The organism is Streptomyces sp. M-16 (assembly GCF_052114405.1).
In the GTDB taxonomy this organism is placed as follows: Bacteria; Actinomycetota; Actinomycetes; order Streptomycetales; family Streptomycetaceae; genus Streptomyces.
Genome location: NZ_JBFRER010000008.1, coordinates 1 through 15,226 on the forward strand (window position 1 = coordinate 1; position 15,226 = coordinate 15,226).

A 15,226-nucleotide genomic window follows, 5' to 3' on the forward strand; every position below is an offset into this window, starting at 1 on the left:
GCGCCGACGGCCGGCGGCGGGTCCGCGCGGGGCGCCGACGACGCGGTCGGCCGGGCCGCGCGGGACGGCACGCGGGGGTACGAAAGCAGCCAAAGCGCCCCCGGGAGCCCCCGTCCGGCCTGTGTACCCTTCGCCGCGTGACGACCGGTGGCACGGAGCGAGGAGGGGGCAGTGAGCGGGGTACTGATCCACCTGCCGCGGGGCAGCGGTGACGCGGTGACCCTGCGGCTGGGGCCGGGGGAATCGGCGCGTTTCGGGCGGGGCTCCGAGACGGCCCCCGTCGAACTCCGCCTCGTCGACGCGGCGATCTCCCGGCTCGCCGGGGAGATCCGGGTGACGGACGACCACTGGCAGCTCAGCAACCACAGCACGACCCAGAGCTACCTGGTGGAGAACCCGGAGGGGGCCGGCGAGTACCTGCGGGTGCCGCCGCGACGGGCCGGGGCGCCGATCCCCTTCGAGTTCTCCCGGGTCGTGCTGCCCACCCGTGGGGAAGCCACTGTCTCCTTCCAGGTGTTCGCGCCCGACCACGTCTACCTGGACCCGGCCGGTACGGGCGGCTCCTGGGGGAGCCCCACGGTCACGGCGTACTCCTTCGACGAGACGGCCATCTACTTCCTCGTGCTGGTCGCGCTCTGCGAACCGCGGCTGCGCGACGAGTCCCCGGTCGCGGTGCCCACCACCCCCGAGATCGTCGAGCGGCTCGCGGGACTGCCGGGCTGCGCGCAGCTGACGGCCCGCGCGGTCAGCTCGCACATCGACTACCTCGCCGACGAGAAGACGCGGATCAGCGCCCCCGCCGAGACCGGCCCCGGCAGGGGCCCCCGGCGCAACGGCAAGCGGGAGTCGCTGGTCGGACTCGCGCTGCGGTTCGGGCTGGTGCGGGAGGAGCACCTCGCGCTGCTGCCTCCCCGGGCCGGAGGAGGAGAGGGTGCAGCGCCCGGCCGACGCCTCGGGAAGTGACCGCGGCGAACCGCTGCCGCGCGGCTACCGCGTCGGAGCGTGGGAGGTCACCGGCCCGATCGGAGCCGGAGGCTGGGCAACGGTCCATGCGGGCCGCAGGGCGGCCGACGCCACACCCGGCACCGCGCGCGGGGCGGCGATTCCCGCAACGACGGCCGCGCCCGGTACGACCGCCACGCCCGCAACGACGGCCGCGCCCGGTACGACCGCCACGCCCGCAACGACGGCCACGCCCGGTACGACCGCCACTCCCGACACCGCGGGCGCGGCGGACGGAGGCCCGCCCGGGGAGGTCGCCCTGAAGGTCCTGCCGACCGGCGGCCTCGCACCCCGCCAGGCACGCGCGATCGCCGAATCCGCCCGGCGCGAGGTCGAGCTCGCCCGCAGGGCCGGACACCCCCGGCTGATCCGCCTGCTCGACTCCTTCGTGCTGAGCGAACCCGGCCACCCGTACCTGGACGGCGCGATCGTGCTGGTCATGGAGCGGGCCGAACGCAGCCTGCGCGACCGGCTCGCCACCCCGGTGACCGTGGCCGAAGGGGCCCGTCTGATCACCGGGATCTGCGAGGGACTGGCCCACCTGCACCGCAGCGGCTGGGTCCACGGGGACCTCAAACCGGACAACGTCCTGCTGATGCCGGACGGCTCGGTCAAGCTCGCCGACTTCGGCCTCGCCACCGAACTGACCGGCACCCACGGCACCCACGGGTACGCGCCCCCGATGGGCACCCTGGACTACCTTCCGCCCGAGCGCCGACGGGCACCGCTCGGCGAACACGGCATCCAGGTCCGGCCCAGTGCCGACGTCTGGGCGCTCGGCATCGTGATCCACGAGGTGTTCGCGGGCGGCGCCCCGCCCTTCCCGGGCGCCACCTCGATGGCGCGCGCCGCGGCGGCGCAGGAGTACGCCGAGGGCCGCGCCGCGCTGCGCACCGACCACGCGGTACCGCCGTTCTGGCGCCAGCTGGCCGCCGACTGCCTGGCGCCCACCCATGAGGCCCGCGCCGCGCACACCGCCGAGACCCTGCTCCGCCGCATCGCCGCCGACCGGCGGGCACAGGGCCCGACCGTCACGGGYCCGGCCTCCCCACCCCCGCCCGTACCCCCGCCCGCCCGCCGGCTCCACCGCCGGGCCCGCGCCGCCCTCCTGGCCGGCGCCGCCGTGTGCGGGGCGGCCGTCGCACTCTGGCCCCACGAGGCCCGCGACGCGTCGCCCGCGGCCGCCCGGGCCGAAACCACCGGCAGCCTGCGGGTGTTCAACGCCGAGCAGGGGTGCCGGAACCGCACGGACCGGAACCCGCGGTGCAGCCTGGGCCTGGCGATCGACCCGCTGAAGGCCTACACCCCCGACAACGTCGTGGCCACCCGGGTGTGGGACGGGCAGGTCCTCGCCGTGGACTGCCTGCTCCCCCGGGGGATGCCCATCATCGACGAATCGGACGCCGTGTCCGTCGAGTGGTTCCGCGTCCGCCTGCCCGGGGACGCCGCCCGCCCCACCGCCTGGCTGCCGGCCGTGCGCACCAAGGACCGCCCCGCCGTCCCCGAATGCCCGCGCCCCACCCCCACCCACTGACGGGTTCCCGCACCGACGGGCCTCCGCGTGGGTGGCGGCTGCCCCGAGTCTGTGGCCCGCGCTCCCCGCCGTCACTCCGGAACGTTGCGGATGCCCCCGCCCCGTGGCCCGCCGCTAGCTTGCCGTCTGCCGGTCCGCGGACCGTGCCCACGCCCGCCGGCAGCGGGCGCGGGTCCCCTCACGGATGGAAGTGAACTGCACAGATGCGCGTCACACGAACCCACCTGCCCGGCAAGGCCCTTGCGCTCACCGCCCTCGCCTCCCTCGCCACCCTGGCCGCGGCGCCCACCGCCTCGGCGGCCCCCGCCCGCCCGGCCGACGCCGTCCAGAGCTTCCGCAACCAGGCGACCGACCGCTGCATGGACGACACCTCCAACGGGTTCCGCACCTGGAGCTGCAACGGCAGCAACCCGCAGCTGTGGACCGTGCACGTCTGGGGTGACGGATCCCGGCAGCTGCGCAACGTCAACACGGGCCGCTGCGTCGAGGACACCGACAACGGGTTCCGCACCGTCGGCAGCTGCAACTCCAGTCCGGAGCAGAGCTGGTGGGTGAAGGTCTGGGGCGACGGCAGCATCCGCCTCCAGAACCAGGCCACCGGCCGGTGCATCGACGACAGCTCCCTGGGCTTCCGCACGTGGGCGTGCAACGACACCCCCTACCAGAGCTGGTTCTGATCCCCCTGACCATCCCCTCACGAAGGAGCACACAGGTGCCTGGACCGGCCGTACGACGCGCGGGACGGGGGCTGGCGGTCGCGCTGGCCCTGACCACCGCGACCACCCTGGGCGGACCGGCCCGGGCGGCGGGACCGACGCCGCCCGGCGTGCCGGGACCCCTCGGGCACCCGGCGACCGCCGAGATGTTCTGCGCGATACCGCCCGAGCGGGACATCGCGGTCACCCGCAAGGTGTACGAGGTCGGCCAACGGCGCGGCGTGTCCGACAAGGTGATGCTCGCCGGATTCGAGACCGGCTGGGTGGAGTCCCGCATGAACAACCTGAACTGCGGGGACCGCGACTCGCTCGGCGTCTTCCAGCAGCGGCCCTCCCAGGGCTGGGGCTCGCCCGAGCAGGTCCTCGACGTCGACTACGCGGCGAACAAGTTCTTCGAGGTGGCCCAGCAGATGGAGCCCGGCATGGAGGGAAGCAGCGCCGGCGAGCTGGCCCAGGCCGTCCAGCGCTCCGCCTACCCCGAGCGCTACCCCCAGGCGGAGGGCGCGGCCCGGCAGATGCGGGACGAGGCGTTCCAGCCGTACGGCTCGATCGGGGCGGAGTTCGCCGCCCTGGGCGGCGCGGGCGGCCCCCTCGGGGATCCCGTACGCGCCGAGGAGGACGCCCTGCTGGGCGGGCGCTTCCAGGCGTTCCGCAACGGCATCGTCATCTGGCACCCGGACGCGGCCTTCGCCGTGTACGGGGACATCCTCGCGCGGTTCTGGGCCACCGACGCGGAACGCCAGTGGGGCTTCCCGACGATGGACGAGGCCGACGCGGGCCAGTCGCCGGGCGGCACCCGGGGCCGGTACCAGACCTTCGAGAGGGGCCTCTTCCTCTGGTCCCCGCAGACGGGCGCCCACGTGGTGCACGGGGCGATCCACGATGCCTTCCGCACGGGCGGCAACGAGCGCGTCTTCGGCTACCCGGTGACCGACGAGACGGACGAGGCGGGCAACGGCAAGGCCCAGAAGTTCCAGAACGCCACGATCCACTGGAACCCGACCAGGGGCACCTGGACCACCGACAACTGACCGGGAGACAGCCATGAGAGCGCCGACCCTTCAGCGTGTGATCGGGGCGATGGCACTGGCCCTGGCCGCCCTCGCGATCTCCTTCTCCTCGCCGCAGGCCGCCGACGCGGCCCCGCGCGGCGGGTCCATCGGGCGGGGCGAGATGATGGACCGGGCCTGGTCGTGGATCGCCGAGCAGGTGCCGTACAGCCAGAGCGGCTGTCACGAGAACCAGTTCGGCTGCTACCGGCCGGACTGCTCGGGCTACGTGTCGATGGCCTGGCGCCTGGACTCGTCCCTGACCACCTGGACCCTGTGGAACGTCACCTCCGACCTTCCCATGAACGAACTCCAGCCCGGAGACGCCCTGTTGCGCGACTCCGGTGGCACCGACCACGTCGCCCTCTTCGTCCGCTGGGCCGACGAGGCCCACACGCGGCCGGTGGTGCGCGAGACGTACGACTTCGGCCACGTTCCCGAGGAACGCGTGTGGAACGACGGGCTCCGGGGATTCACCCCGCGCCGGTACAACCAGCTGGACGACCTGATGCCGTACGGCTCCATCGGGGCGAAGTTCGCCGCCCTCGGCGGCGCGGGCGGCCCCCTCGGGGAACCCGTCGCCGGTGAACGCGATTCCATGCTGGGCGGGCGCTTCCAGGCGTTCCGCAACGGCATCGTCATCTGGCACCCGGACGCCGCGTTCGCCGTGTACGGGGACATCCTCGCGCGCTTCTGGGCGACCGACGCGGAACGCCGCTGGGGCTTCCCGACGACGGACGAGGCGGAGGCCGGCCAGTCGCCGGGCGGCAGCCGGGGCCGCTACCAGTTCTTCGAGAAGGCGCTGTTCCTGTGGTCCGCGCAGACCGGAGCGCACCCGGTCCAGGGCGCGATCTACGAGGCCTTCCGCACGGGCGGCAACGAGCGGGCCTTCGGCTACCCGGTGACGGACGAGACGGACGAGGCGGGCAACGGCAAGGCCCAGAAGTTCCAGAACGCCACGATCCACTGGAACCCGACCAGGGGCACGTGGACCACCAACGACTGATGGAGGATTTCGTGAACGAGCAGCGCCCCACCCGCAGGAGCGTCCTGCGGACCGTCGGTGGACTCTCCGCCGCCGTGGCCCTCGGCGCCGGAGGCGTCCTCGCCTCCGCCACGGCGGCCGGCGCCGTCGGCGACGCCGCCGGGCTCCACATCGTCGACCGCGGCGAGGCCGACCCCCGCATGTGGTACTACCGCTTCGCCACCAACGAGATCGGCTGGCAGCCCGCCGTCAACGTCCTGCTGCCCGACGACTACCACACCAGCGGCCGCACCTACCCCGTCCTCTACCTCCTCCACGGCGGCCTCCAGGACTTCATCACCTTCGACGTCGCCGGAGTCCGTGCCTGGACCGCGGGCAAGCCGATCATCGTGGTGATGCCCGACGGCGGCCAGGCGGGCTGGTACTCCAACCCCGTCAGCACCTTCGTCGGCCCCCGCAACTGGGAGAGCTTCCACATCAACCAGCTGATCCCCTGGGTGGACCAGAACTTCCGCACGTTCGCCGAGTACGACGGCCGCGCCGTCTCCGGGTTCTCGATGGGCGGCTTCGGCGCGCTGAAGTACGCGGCCAAGTACTGGGGCCACTTCGCCTCGGTCAGCTCCCACTCCGGCCCGGCCAGCGTGCGCCGCGACGGCGGCGCGGTGGTCCACTGGGCCAACGTGTCCGCCGCGGTCAAGGACCTCGCGGGCGGCACGATCTACGGCGCACCCTGGGACCAGGCACGCGTCACCGCCGACAACCCCATGGAGCGGCTGGAGAGCTACCGCAACAAGCGGATCTTCCTGGTCGCCGGCACCAGCCCCGACCGCACCAATGCCTTCGACACCTTCAACGAGACCCAGGTACTGGCCGGACAGAGGGAGTTCCGGGAGGCCCTCGGCCGCGCCGGCATCCCGCACGAGTGGTACGAGGAGCCGGGCGGCCACATCATCCGCGACTACCTGATGATCCGCGACATCGACGGCATGATCGACCGTCTCCGCAGGGCGTAACTCCCCACCCGGCGCCCCGGGGGCCCCGCGCGGCGGGAGCCCCCGGGCCCGGTCGCCCCGGTCCACCCCTTCGCCGGAAGGCGGACCGGGGCGCGCCGCCGGTCAGCCGGTCAGGGCACCGGCCCGGGCCCCGGCCCGCACGGGGGGTGCGAGCCGGCCCGAGCGGTGGAGTCCGTAGACCGCCGCGGAGCAGCCGAGGCCGAGCGCGAACAGCGCCAGCCAGGGGAGCGCGGACATCCCGGCCGACCGGGCCGCGTCCAGCGCGGCGCCCGTGAGCAGGTTGCCGAGCGCGATGCCCACCCCGCAGACCGTGTTGTACAGGCCGTAGTGGGTGGCGACGAGCCGGTCCCCGCAGAGCCGGACGATGGTGTCCATCTCGAAGGGGTACGCCACCATCGTCCCCACCGCCAGCAGCAGGGCGGACAGGGCCGGCGGCCCGGCGGCCAGCAGCCGCGCGAGCGCCCCCGACCCCACCGCCGGGAGCGCGGTGGCGGCCAGTAGGGGCAGGAACGCCGTCCCCATGGTCAGCAGCCCCCAGGTCAGCGCCCGGCCCGGCGCCATCCGCGCCTTGCACCAGGCGGTGACCTTCGTCTGGAACAGGATCGTGCTCAGCCCCGAGACCGCGAACAGCAGCGCCACCGCGGCCGTGCCGAACGCGCCTTCGCCGCCGAGTCGCCGGACCTCCAGCGGCAGTGCCATGTAGACCTGGAAGGTCATCACGTAGGAACCGATCATGGCCACCGAGAACAGCAGGAACGGCCGGTTGCCCAGGATCCGGCGCCACTGCGCGAGCACGCCCTCGCGCGGTCCGGCCCTCCTGTCCTCGGCGTCGTTGCCCCGCCGGTCGGGCAGCGCCCGGATCTGTACGACGCTCAGCAGGGCGAAGATGCCCGCCGCGGCCAGGCAGGTGACGCGGAAGTCCACGCCCGTCAGCACCATGCCGACCAGCGGCCCCAGCAGGATGCCCGCCTGGTAGAAGACGTTGAACAGCGCGAACGCCTCGACGCGGCGCTCACCCGCGTCGGCCGCCAGGTACGCCCGGGTGGCCGGGTTGAACAGGGCCCCGGCCAGGCCCGTCGCCGCGGAGGCGGCGAGCAGCGCGGGCACGGAGTCGACCAGTCCGAGGGTCGCGAAGCCGGCGATGCGCAGCACCAGCCCGGCGATGATCATCGGCTTGTAGCCGAGGCGGTCGGCGAGCGTGCCGCCCACGAGGAACATGCCCTGCTGGCTGAAGTTGCGCACTCCGAGGATCAGTCCGACCGTCCAGCCGGCGAGCCCGAGCGGGCCGGCCAGGTGCGTGGCGAGGTAGGGCATGAGCATGTAGAAACCGAGGTTGATGGTGAACTGGTTGACCATCAACAGCTGGACGCTGCGCTCGTACGAACGCACCTGCGCGAGGGTGCTCCTCATCGGGTCCGCCCCTCCGCCCCGTGCAGCGTGAGCGGATCCACCACACTGGCGCAGCGGGTCCAGCGCGTGATCTCCTTCTCGTCCGGGCTGGCGATCACGTCGGGTTCGCCGGCCGGCGGCGAGTCCAGCAGGCCGTGCGCGGCGCAGTAGTCGTCGTCGTACACGGTGCCGAGGTAACGCTGCGGCCCGTCGGGGAACACCGCCGCGATCCGGGCCTCCTCCGGGAGGGTGCGGGCCAGCCAGCCGGCGACCAGGGCGACGGCGCCGACGCTCCAGCCGCCGGCCGCGTAGTGGGAGGCGGCGAGCTGACGGCAGGCCCACACGGCCTCCGCCGGGGCGACCCAGTGGACCTCGGAGAACTGCTCGTAGGCGACGTTCCTGGGGTAGATGCTCGACCCCAGGCCGCGCATCAGCCGGGTCCGGGCGGGCTGCCCGAAGATGGTGGAGCCCACGGTGTCCACGCCCACCAGCGTCAGGTCGGGGTAGAGCTGCCGCAGGACGCGCGAGACGCCCGCGGAGTGCCCTCCGGTGCCCACACTGCACACCAGGACGTCGATGTGGCCCAGCTCGCGGGCCAGTTCGAGCGCGAGCGGGGTGTACGCCGTGGTGTTGTCGGGGTTGTTGTACTGGTCCGGGCACCACGAGCCGGGGTGACGTCCCATCAGCTCGCTCACGCGGTCCCGGCGGGCCTGCTGCCAGCCGCCGGTGGGGTGCGGTTCGCGGACGACGTCGACCCGGGCCCCGTACGCCGTCAGCAGCCGGGTCATCGACGGCTCCAGGCCGGGGTCGGTGACGAGGGTGACGGGGTGCCCGTAGACCATTCCGGCGAGCGCCAGGCCGAGGCCCAGGGTGCCGCTGGTGGACTCGATGATCCGGGCTCCCGGCAGCAGCTCCCCGCGGGCGCGGGCGCGCTCGACCATGTGCAGGCCGGGGCGGTCCTTGATGCCCCCGGGGTTGAAGCCCTCCAGCTTCGCCCAGAAGCCGCGCCCCTGCGGGGCGAGGGGCTGTGACACGCGCAGCAGGGGGGTGTTGCCGACCAGCCCGGACAGGCCGGCGCGGGCGGGATGGGCGGGTTGGGACACGTCGGTGGCCGAAGAATGCATTGTTCCGCTCTCGTTCGATGATGCTTCGGGTGGTCGCTCATGGGGATGCCGACCTCGGCCGGGGCGGGGCCCGGCCGTTGGGCATGCGTCAGCCGTTGCGAAGGGAACTACGGGAGCGGACTAGAGCCGCCATCGACAGACAGTGGTCAGGACGGAGCGGCCGGAACGGGCCCGCGGAGCGCCCGCGGACCGGGTCGGCGCGGTCGGCCCGGCACGGGTTCCGCCGCCCCGGCCCGGGAGGCCGCGCGCCGCCTGCCCGCCGCCGTCACGCGCCGGCCCCGGAGCCGTACGGGCCGTGCCCGGGACGGCGGCGCAGGAGGAGCCGTGCTCCGGATGCGGATGCGGCCGTCCTTCAGGCGCGGTCGGCCCGGACTGCGGCGCGGCTCCAGCGGCCCACGACCCGGCGGAGACGGCCTCGTGCCGGGGGCCGCCGGGAGCCCCGGCGCCGTCGAGGAGGTGGGGGAAGCAGACGAGGGCCGCGAGGAGCAGGACGGCGGGCACCGCGCCGAGTACGGCGGATGCCCACGGCGGGTTCGGACGGGCCGGGGGTACGCGGGGACGGCGTGACACTGTTCCTCCGTGCGGCGGGCACCCCGCCCCGGTACGGGCGGGGGCGGCGGCGGATCGCGGGGACGGGCCGGGGCCGGTCGTATATGGACTGGCTACGGACCGGGGACGGACCGGCGACGGGCAGGGGACGGCCGGGTACGGGCCGGGGCCACGGCGCTCCCCGCGGGGAGCGCGTGGGCCGGCCGGATACGGCTGCCGGGGCGCGCGGTCGGGGCCGCGCGCGGGTCGCCGTAGGGAAGGCCGCGGTGTCTACACCCTCAGGACCGGCGGCGCCGCCGTACGGGCCGGGGCGGATCCGGACGCGCCGGCCGGGTCGTACCCGGGCAGACCCCTGCGGACCTCGGGGGCGCACCGGGCGACGGCCGCCGACGGGGCGGCCGGGGCGGCCACCACCGAACCCTGCCGGGGCGGCACGGGCGCGCACTCGTCAGCCGGGTGGGCGGGTCCGTGGCCGTCGGCGGGGGAGGCCTGCGACACGGAGGCGGCCGCGGCCGGGTGGGCGGCGGCGCCGGGCGCGTGGGCGCCGTGCGTGCAGATCAGGCCGAGCAGCAGCAGGGCCAGCCCGAGCAGGGGCAGCAGACCCGCCGACCGGCGGGCCGGCGGCAGGTGCTGCGCACGGGCTGTGACCACACCGTGATCTTAGCGTCTCCGGAGCGTGATGACCGGTCGTCAATCGGACGAACCGTGGCCGAAGGTGCACCCCGGGGGCCCGTATGGCGGATCTGCGGGCGCTTGCCGGGGCGCCGGCGCCCGGAGCGGATAGGGATGCCGGGACCGCCCGGGGCGGCCGCGCCCCGCGTGCCCGCCCACCCGTCCGCGCATCCACCTGGAGACCCTGATGACCTGCATCAACCGCCGTGACCTCGCTCTGCTGGCGCTCCGCACCGGCACCGGCGCGGTACTCGTCGCCCACGGGGCGCAGAAACTCTTCGGGTGGTTCGGCGGCGCGGGCCTGACCGGGACGGCGGCCGCGATGGAACGCATGGGCTTCCGGCCGGGCCGGCAGAGCGCGATCGCCGCGGGCCTGGGGGAGGCGGGCGGCGGGGCGCTGCTGATGCTGGGGCTGGCCACCCCGGCCGCCGGGGCCGCCGCGGCCGGGGCCATGGCGGGAGCGGTGTCCGTGCACGCCCCGGCCGGCTTCTTCAACCAGGGCGGCGGATTCGAGTACCCGGCCTTCCTCGGGTTCACGGCGGCGGCCGTCGGCCTCGCCGGACCGGGCCGCTACTCCGTCGACCACGCGACCGGCCACCACTTCGACCAGCCGTGGACGGTGGCGCTGGCCTTCGGGGCCAGCGCCCTCGCCGCCGCCGCGGTGGTGACCGGCCGGGCCCGGGCGCTGGCGCGGGCGGAGGCGGAGTCGGAGACCGACGGGCAGGAATGAACGGCCCTGCCCGGCCCTGCGCCCGTTCGGCTCCGCACCCGCCCCGCGCCCGGCCCTGAGCCGGCGGGCCGCCGTCCGCTACCGGTCCTGAGACAGCTCGTAGAGCTCCCGGAACGTGCCGCCCTCGACGGCCAGCAGCTGCTCGAAACTGCCCTGTTCCTTGATCCGGCCGCCGTCGAGGACGATGATGCGGTCCGCCAGGCGGCAGTTCTCCATGCGGTGGGTGACGATCACCGTGATCCGTTCGTCCTTGGTCTCCCGCAGGCCCGAGAACACCCTGTGCTCGCCGCGCGGATCCATCGCGGAGGTCGGCTCGTCCATGACCAGCAGCGCCGGGCCCCGGTGGAAGGCCCGCCCGCAGGCCAGGCGCTGCCACTGGCCGCCGGACGGCTCGTGACCGCCCCACAGCGAGCGGGCCGGCAGGGTGTCGAGGCCCTGCGGGAAGCCGGCGACGACCTCCTTCATGCCGACGGCCCCCAGCGCCTCCCGGACCGCCTCCTCAGCGCGCGGACCCGGCTGGCCGAGGGTGATGTTCTCGCGGGCGGAGAAGGGCCAGTGCCCGTAGGGCTGGGTGACGAGCCCGACGTGGGTCCAGGCCGAGCGCTGGTCCGCGTCGGAGGTCGGCACCCCGTCCCAGGACACGGTTCCCGCCGTCGGGGCCGTCAGCGCCGTCAGCAGCCGGACCAGCGTGGACTTCGGCTCCGTTCTCCCCGACGACGGCGCGACCTCGCCCCGGTTCAGGGTCAGCGACACCGGGCCGAGCGCGGGGGTGTCCTTGCCGGGGTAGGTGTACCCGGCCTCCTCCAGCCGGATCTTCTCGGGAGCCTCCATGGCCTGGGGGCCGCGCGGCCCCGAACGTTCGGCCGCCTGCGCGATGAAGGCGGTGTAGTCCCCGAGGTAGAGGGCGTGCTGGAACACCGCCGCCCCGTACACGACCAGCGAGGACAGCGCGGCCGTTGGAGGTCCGCATCGCGACGATGGCCGTACCGGCGGCGCCCAGCGCCATGTACCCGCCGACCACGAGCCCGCCCAGCGACAGCCACGTCAGGGCGGTGAACAGCCCGGAGGCGCAGGCGGCGACGAGGTACACCACGAGGTAGCGGGGGGCCGAGCCGGTCATCCTGGAGTCGATGCGCTCGCAGACCGCCGCGTACCAGTGGTGGGCGTACGCCCGCATGCTGTTGCCGCGCAGCTCGTCCGCGAGTTTGGGCGTGGTCAGGTGCCAGCGCATCATGTGGCGGATGTTGCGGGAGGCGATCGTCTCGTTGTACAGGGCGTGGTCGAGCCGGGCGGCGTGTACGGAGCCCAACCCGCGCGGGACCACGGACAGCAGCAGGAGCGGCAGCAGCACCGGGTGGACCACGGACAGCACGGAGGCCACGGCGAGCAGGTCGATCAGACCGCCGGTGAACCCGAGGGCGTCCTGGAGCAGCATCGAGGAACGGGCCGAACCGGTCTCGGCGGCCTCGGAACGCTCGGAGAAGTCCGGGGCGTCGTAGCAGTCGAGGTCCACGTCCATGTGGGCGTCGACCATGGCCAGGTCGGCGATCGTGGACATGCCGGGGGTCAGCCGGCGCGCCGCGCTCCCGGCGGCGATGGAGGACAGGGCCCCGAGCGCGGTCATCGCGGCGGCGGCCGCCGGCGGCCAGGACGCCGCCGAGACGCGCTGCTCCACGGTGCCACCGGTCAGCAGGGGGCCCATGGCCTTCGAGACGGCGGCCAGGGCGGCGGCCGTGCAGAGCCCGCCGAGGACCTGGGCGCAGACCAGCCATACGAAGGCCGTCCGGTTCACCGCCCACGCCAGCCGGGCGGTGTGGGTGAGGGGGGCCGGGACGCGCCGGGCCATCTGGGCGAGCGAGAGCCGCTCCATGGCCTTGCTGTGCCGGCCCCACCGGAACGTGAACTCCGGCGGGACGGCGGGACGGGCGCGGCGGGTGCGGCGGCGGCCACGGCCTGCTTCCCGGGCCGGTGCTGCTTCTCGGACATGCCGGTTCTCCTTCGACTCGCCTACGGGCAGGGCCAGTTCGGCCCGGATTCCGGCACGGCGAAGCTGCCCTCCCCTCGTCGGTGGGGGAGGGCCGGCGCGGGGTCCGGGGGAGCTGGAGGAGCGAGTACACAGCAGCCCCGAGGACGGAGCAACGCGATCTGGCCGACCTGCCGGCGGCCCCGGCCCCGGCCCGCGAACGCCTCCCGTCGGGCCCCGGCCCCGGCCCCGGGCTCCCGGCACGGGCAGAACGGCCGGAACCGGTCGGTGGCACGGCCCGGCGTACGGAAACCGCTTGCGGGGGACCCGGGTTGACGCGGCCCCGGGCCGACGCGGCCCGCGGCGGACCCCGCGCGGCCCCCGCGTGGACCCCGTGCGGGGGCCCACCGCACCGCTCAGGGCATGAGCTCCCGCGTGTCGAGCGGGACGTGCCACGCGTTGCGCCGGTGCAGGGAGTCCAGCTGGGCCTGGAGCGGGTTCGGCGGCACGGCCAGGACGGGGCAGGGGGCGTGGGCCAGGCAGTAGCGGCCCACCGAGGGCCGCAGGGCGCCGAGCAGCCGCCCCCGGGTGCCGGCGCCGACCACGAGCAGGTCGTCCCCGTCCCGGGCGGCGTCGACCAGGGCGGCCCCCGGGGCGCCCCGCACCGCCTGCCCGGCCAGGGCGACCCCCGGGCCCGCGGCTCCGAAGGCCCCGTCGAGGACCTCCCGCAGCCGCTTCACCGCGGCCGCCCGGCACTCGGCGTACACGAGGGAGCCGCCGCAGGACGTACGGGACCCCGGACCCCCGCCCGGCGCCTGCCAGGCCAGCACCACCCACAGCTCCGCCCCGCGCCACCGCGCCTCCGCGGCGGCCCGGTGCAGGGCCGTCAGGCTTCCGCTGCTTCCGCTCACACCCGCCACCACGCGTCGCCGCACCGCAGGTCCCTCCCCTGTCGCCCTCGCCCGTGCTCCCGCGGCGCAGCGCCGCGCCGGAGCCCCTCTCCATTCAACGGCGCCCGGCGCGGCCCGTCCGTCAGCGATCCGTATGAACCCGGGGCGCGGGCGTCAAGGCTGCGTCAGGGGCGGGGGAACGCACCCGTCGGCACCCCGCCCCGTCCTCACGGTCCGGGCGGGGGAGCCACGGGCAGGCGGACGACCAGGCGCGCCCCGCCGGGGGAGTCTGCGGCCGTCAGGGTGCCGCCGTGGTGGGAGGTCAGGTCGCGGGCGATGGCCAGGCCGAGGCCGGCGCCGCCGTGGTCGCGGCTGCGGGCGTCGTCGAGCCGGGTGAAGCGTTCGAAGATCCGCTCCCGGTCCTCCGGCGCGATGCCGGGCCCGTCGTCGGCCACCTCCAGGACGGCGGCCCGCGCCCGGGGGCCGCCGACGGTGCGCAGCGTGAGGTCGACCCGTCCGGCGGCGAACCGCTGCGCGTTGTCGAGGAGGTTGGTGACCACCCGGGCGAGCCACAGCCCGCTGCCCTCCACCACCACGTCCGCCGCCAGCGACACCCGGACGGGGACCCGGTCGCCCAGCCGCGCGTCCACCGCGTCGCGCACCACCTCGCCGAGGTCCAGGCGCTGCGCGGGCACCGGCTGGGCGGCGTCGATCCGGGCCAGCAGCAGGAGGTCCGAGGCCAGCTGCTGGAGCCGTTCGACGTCCTCCAGCGCCCCGCCGATCAGCTCCGGCCACAGCTCCTGGTCCCGGACGGCCAGGGCCACCTCCAGTTGGGTGCGCAGCACGGTGATCGGGCTCCGCAGCTCGTGCGAGGCGTCCGCGATGAAGCGCCGCTGGCGGATGCCGGAGGACTCCAGCCGGTCGAGGGTGAGGTTCATCGTCTCGGCCAGCCGGGCCACCTCGTCGCGGGTCGGCGGCACCGGCACCCGCCGGTGCAGGTCGCGGTCGCCGATCTCGGCGACCTCCGCCCGGATCGCCTCGACGGGCCGCAGGGCGCGCCCGGTGACCCGCCAGGTCACGAAACCCACGGTGGCCAGCAGCAGCGGCCCGCCCACCACGAGGGCGGCGGTGGTGGTGTCGTCGGCGGCGTCCACGTCACGCAGGGAGGTCCCCACGAACACGGCGACCAGCCCCTGGGGCGTCTGCGTGGTCACCTGGACCACCCGCTGGCGGTGCTCGCCACCGAGCGGGCGGACCCGCCAGGTGTGGAAGGACTTGCCGGGACGCAGCGGTGCGACGGGGGCGAGCGCGGGGAGCCCGGCCAGGTTCGGGGTGGAGCGCAGCACCCGGCCGCGGGCGTTCACCACCTGGACGAAGTCCGCCCCCAGGCCGGCGGGCCGCATCCGGTCGAGGTCCCCGGCCGCCGCGAGCCCGGCGACGGTCTCCGCCTGCTGGGCGGCGTCCCGCTCGGCGTTGCGCAGCAGGTCGGCCCTCAGGAGCCCGAGCAGCGCGAAGGAGGCCACGGCCAGGGCCACGGCCACCACCACGACGGCGCCCGCGGTCGCCCGGGCGCGTACGGTCGTGGGCCGGAGCCGTCCCGGGCGCCACGA

Annotated in this window: 14 protein-coding genes; 8 read left to right on the forward strand and 6 right to left on the reverse strand. The window is 75.2% G+C overall.

Features of this window, described 5'->3' with window-relative positions:
- Positions 1–171 precede the first annotated feature (171 nt).
- The 6 genes from AB4039_RS06165 to AB4039_RS06190 all read left to right on the forward strand — a co-directional run bounded on the left by AB4039_RS06165 (position 172) and on the right by AB4039_RS06190 (position 6,299).
- A complete protein-coding gene (locus AB4039_RS06165) occupies positions 172–963 on the forward strand; it encodes a serine/threonine protein kinase (RefSeq protein WP_442270197.1) in 792 nt (263 codons plus the stop codon).
- Positions 932–2,536 carry a serine/threonine-protein kinase gene (locus AB4039_RS06170; protein WP_442270198.1) on the forward strand — a complete coding sequence of 535 codons (1,605 nt, stop codon included), beginning with the start codon at positions 932–934 and terminating at the stop codon, positions 2,534–2,536. The genes AB4039_RS06165 and AB4039_RS06170 overlap by 32 nt, the downstream gene beginning before the upstream one ends.
- 203 nt (positions 2,537–2,739) lie before the next feature.
- Positions 2,740–3,213 (forward strand): RICIN domain-containing protein, encoded by a 474-nt coding sequence (locus AB4039_RS06175; RefSeq protein ID WP_266846637.1) that lies wholly within the window; start codon positions 2,740–2,742, stop codon positions 3,211–3,213.
- 35 nt (positions 3,214–3,248) lie between these two features.
- Positions 3,249–4,283: an LGFP repeat-containing protein gene (locus tag AB4039_RS06180; protein WP_442270199.1), complete on the forward strand. Its 1,035-nt coding sequence runs from the start codon at positions 3,249–3,251 to the stop codon at positions 4,281–4,283.
- A gap of 13 nt (positions 4,284–4,296) precedes the next feature.
- Entirely contained in the window at positions 4,297–5,307 is a 1,011-nt protein-coding gene (locus AB4039_RS06185; RefSeq protein WP_442270200.1) for an LGFP repeat-containing protein, read from the forward strand.
- Positions 5,308–5,318: 11 nt separating this feature from the next.
- Complete coding sequence (locus AB4039_RS06190; protein ID WP_442270201.1) at positions 5,319–6,299, forward strand: alpha/beta hydrolase; 981 nt, start codon at positions 5,319–5,321, stop codon at positions 6,297–6,299.
- A gap of 102 nt (positions 6,300–6,401) precedes the next feature.
- On the opposite strand, the gene AB4039_RS06195 is transcribed toward AB4039_RS06190, so the two are convergent.
- The 3 genes from AB4039_RS06195 to AB4039_RS06205 all read right to left on the reverse strand — a co-directional run bounded on the left by AB4039_RS06195 (position 6,402) and on the right by AB4039_RS06205 (position 10,012).
- Positions 6,402–7,709 (reverse strand): MFS transporter, encoded by a 1,308-nt coding sequence (locus AB4039_RS06195; RefSeq protein WP_442270202.1) that lies wholly within the window; start codon positions 7,707–7,709, stop codon positions 6,402–6,404.
- Complete coding sequence (locus AB4039_RS06200; protein ID WP_266846645.1) at positions 7,706–8,812, reverse strand: PLP-dependent cysteine synthase family protein; 1,107 nt, start codon at positions 8,810–8,812, stop codon at positions 7,706–7,708. Before AB4039_RS06200 ends, AB4039_RS06195 begins: the two co-directional genes overlap by 4 nt.
- Before the next feature lie 819 nt (positions 8,813–9,631).
- Positions 9,632–10,012 (reverse strand): hypothetical protein, encoded by a 381-nt coding sequence (locus AB4039_RS06205; protein ID WP_442270203.1) that lies wholly within the window; start codon positions 10,010–10,012, stop codon positions 9,632–9,634.
- Positions 10,013–10,220: 208 nt separating this feature from the next.
- On the opposite strand from AB4039_RS06205, the gene AB4039_RS06210 reads away from it, so the two are divergent.
- Positions 10,221–10,763 (forward strand): DoxX family protein, encoded by a 543-nt coding sequence (locus AB4039_RS06210; RefSeq protein ID WP_266846648.1) that lies wholly within the window; start codon positions 10,221–10,223, stop codon positions 10,761–10,763.
- A gap of 78 nt (positions 10,764–10,841) precedes the next feature.
- On the opposite strand, the gene AB4039_RS06215 is transcribed toward AB4039_RS06210, so the two are convergent.
- Positions 10,842–11,594 carry an ATP-binding cassette domain-containing protein gene (locus AB4039_RS06215; RefSeq protein ID WP_442270262.1) on the reverse strand — a complete coding sequence of 251 codons (753 nt, stop codon included), beginning with the start codon at positions 11,592–11,594 and terminating at the stop codon, positions 10,842–10,844.
- Between the two features lie 299 nt (positions 11,595–11,893).
- Between AB4039_RS06215 and AB4039_RS06220 the strand changes: the two genes are divergently transcribed.
- Entirely contained in the window at positions 11,894–12,262 is a 369-nt protein-coding gene (locus tag AB4039_RS06220; protein ID WP_442270204.1) for a hypothetical protein, read from the forward strand.
- Between the two features lie 880 nt (positions 12,263–13,142).
- Here the strand turns inward: AB4039_RS06220 and AB4039_RS06225 are convergent.
- Together AB4039_RS06225 and AB4039_RS06230 are read right to left on the reverse strand one after the other, a co-directional pair.
- On the reverse strand, positions 13,143–13,661 hold the full coding sequence (locus AB4039_RS06225; protein WP_442270205.1) for a universal stress protein: 519 nt from the start codon (positions 13,659–13,661) through the stop codon (positions 13,143–13,145).
- Positions 13,662–13,843: 182 nt separating this feature from the next.
- Positions 13,844–15,163, reverse strand: coding sequence for a sensor histidine kinase (locus AB4039_RS06230; RefSeq protein WP_442270263.1), 1,320 nt, complete (start codon positions 15,161–15,163; stop codon positions 13,844–13,846).
- Positions 15,164–15,226: the final 63 nt, after the last annotated feature.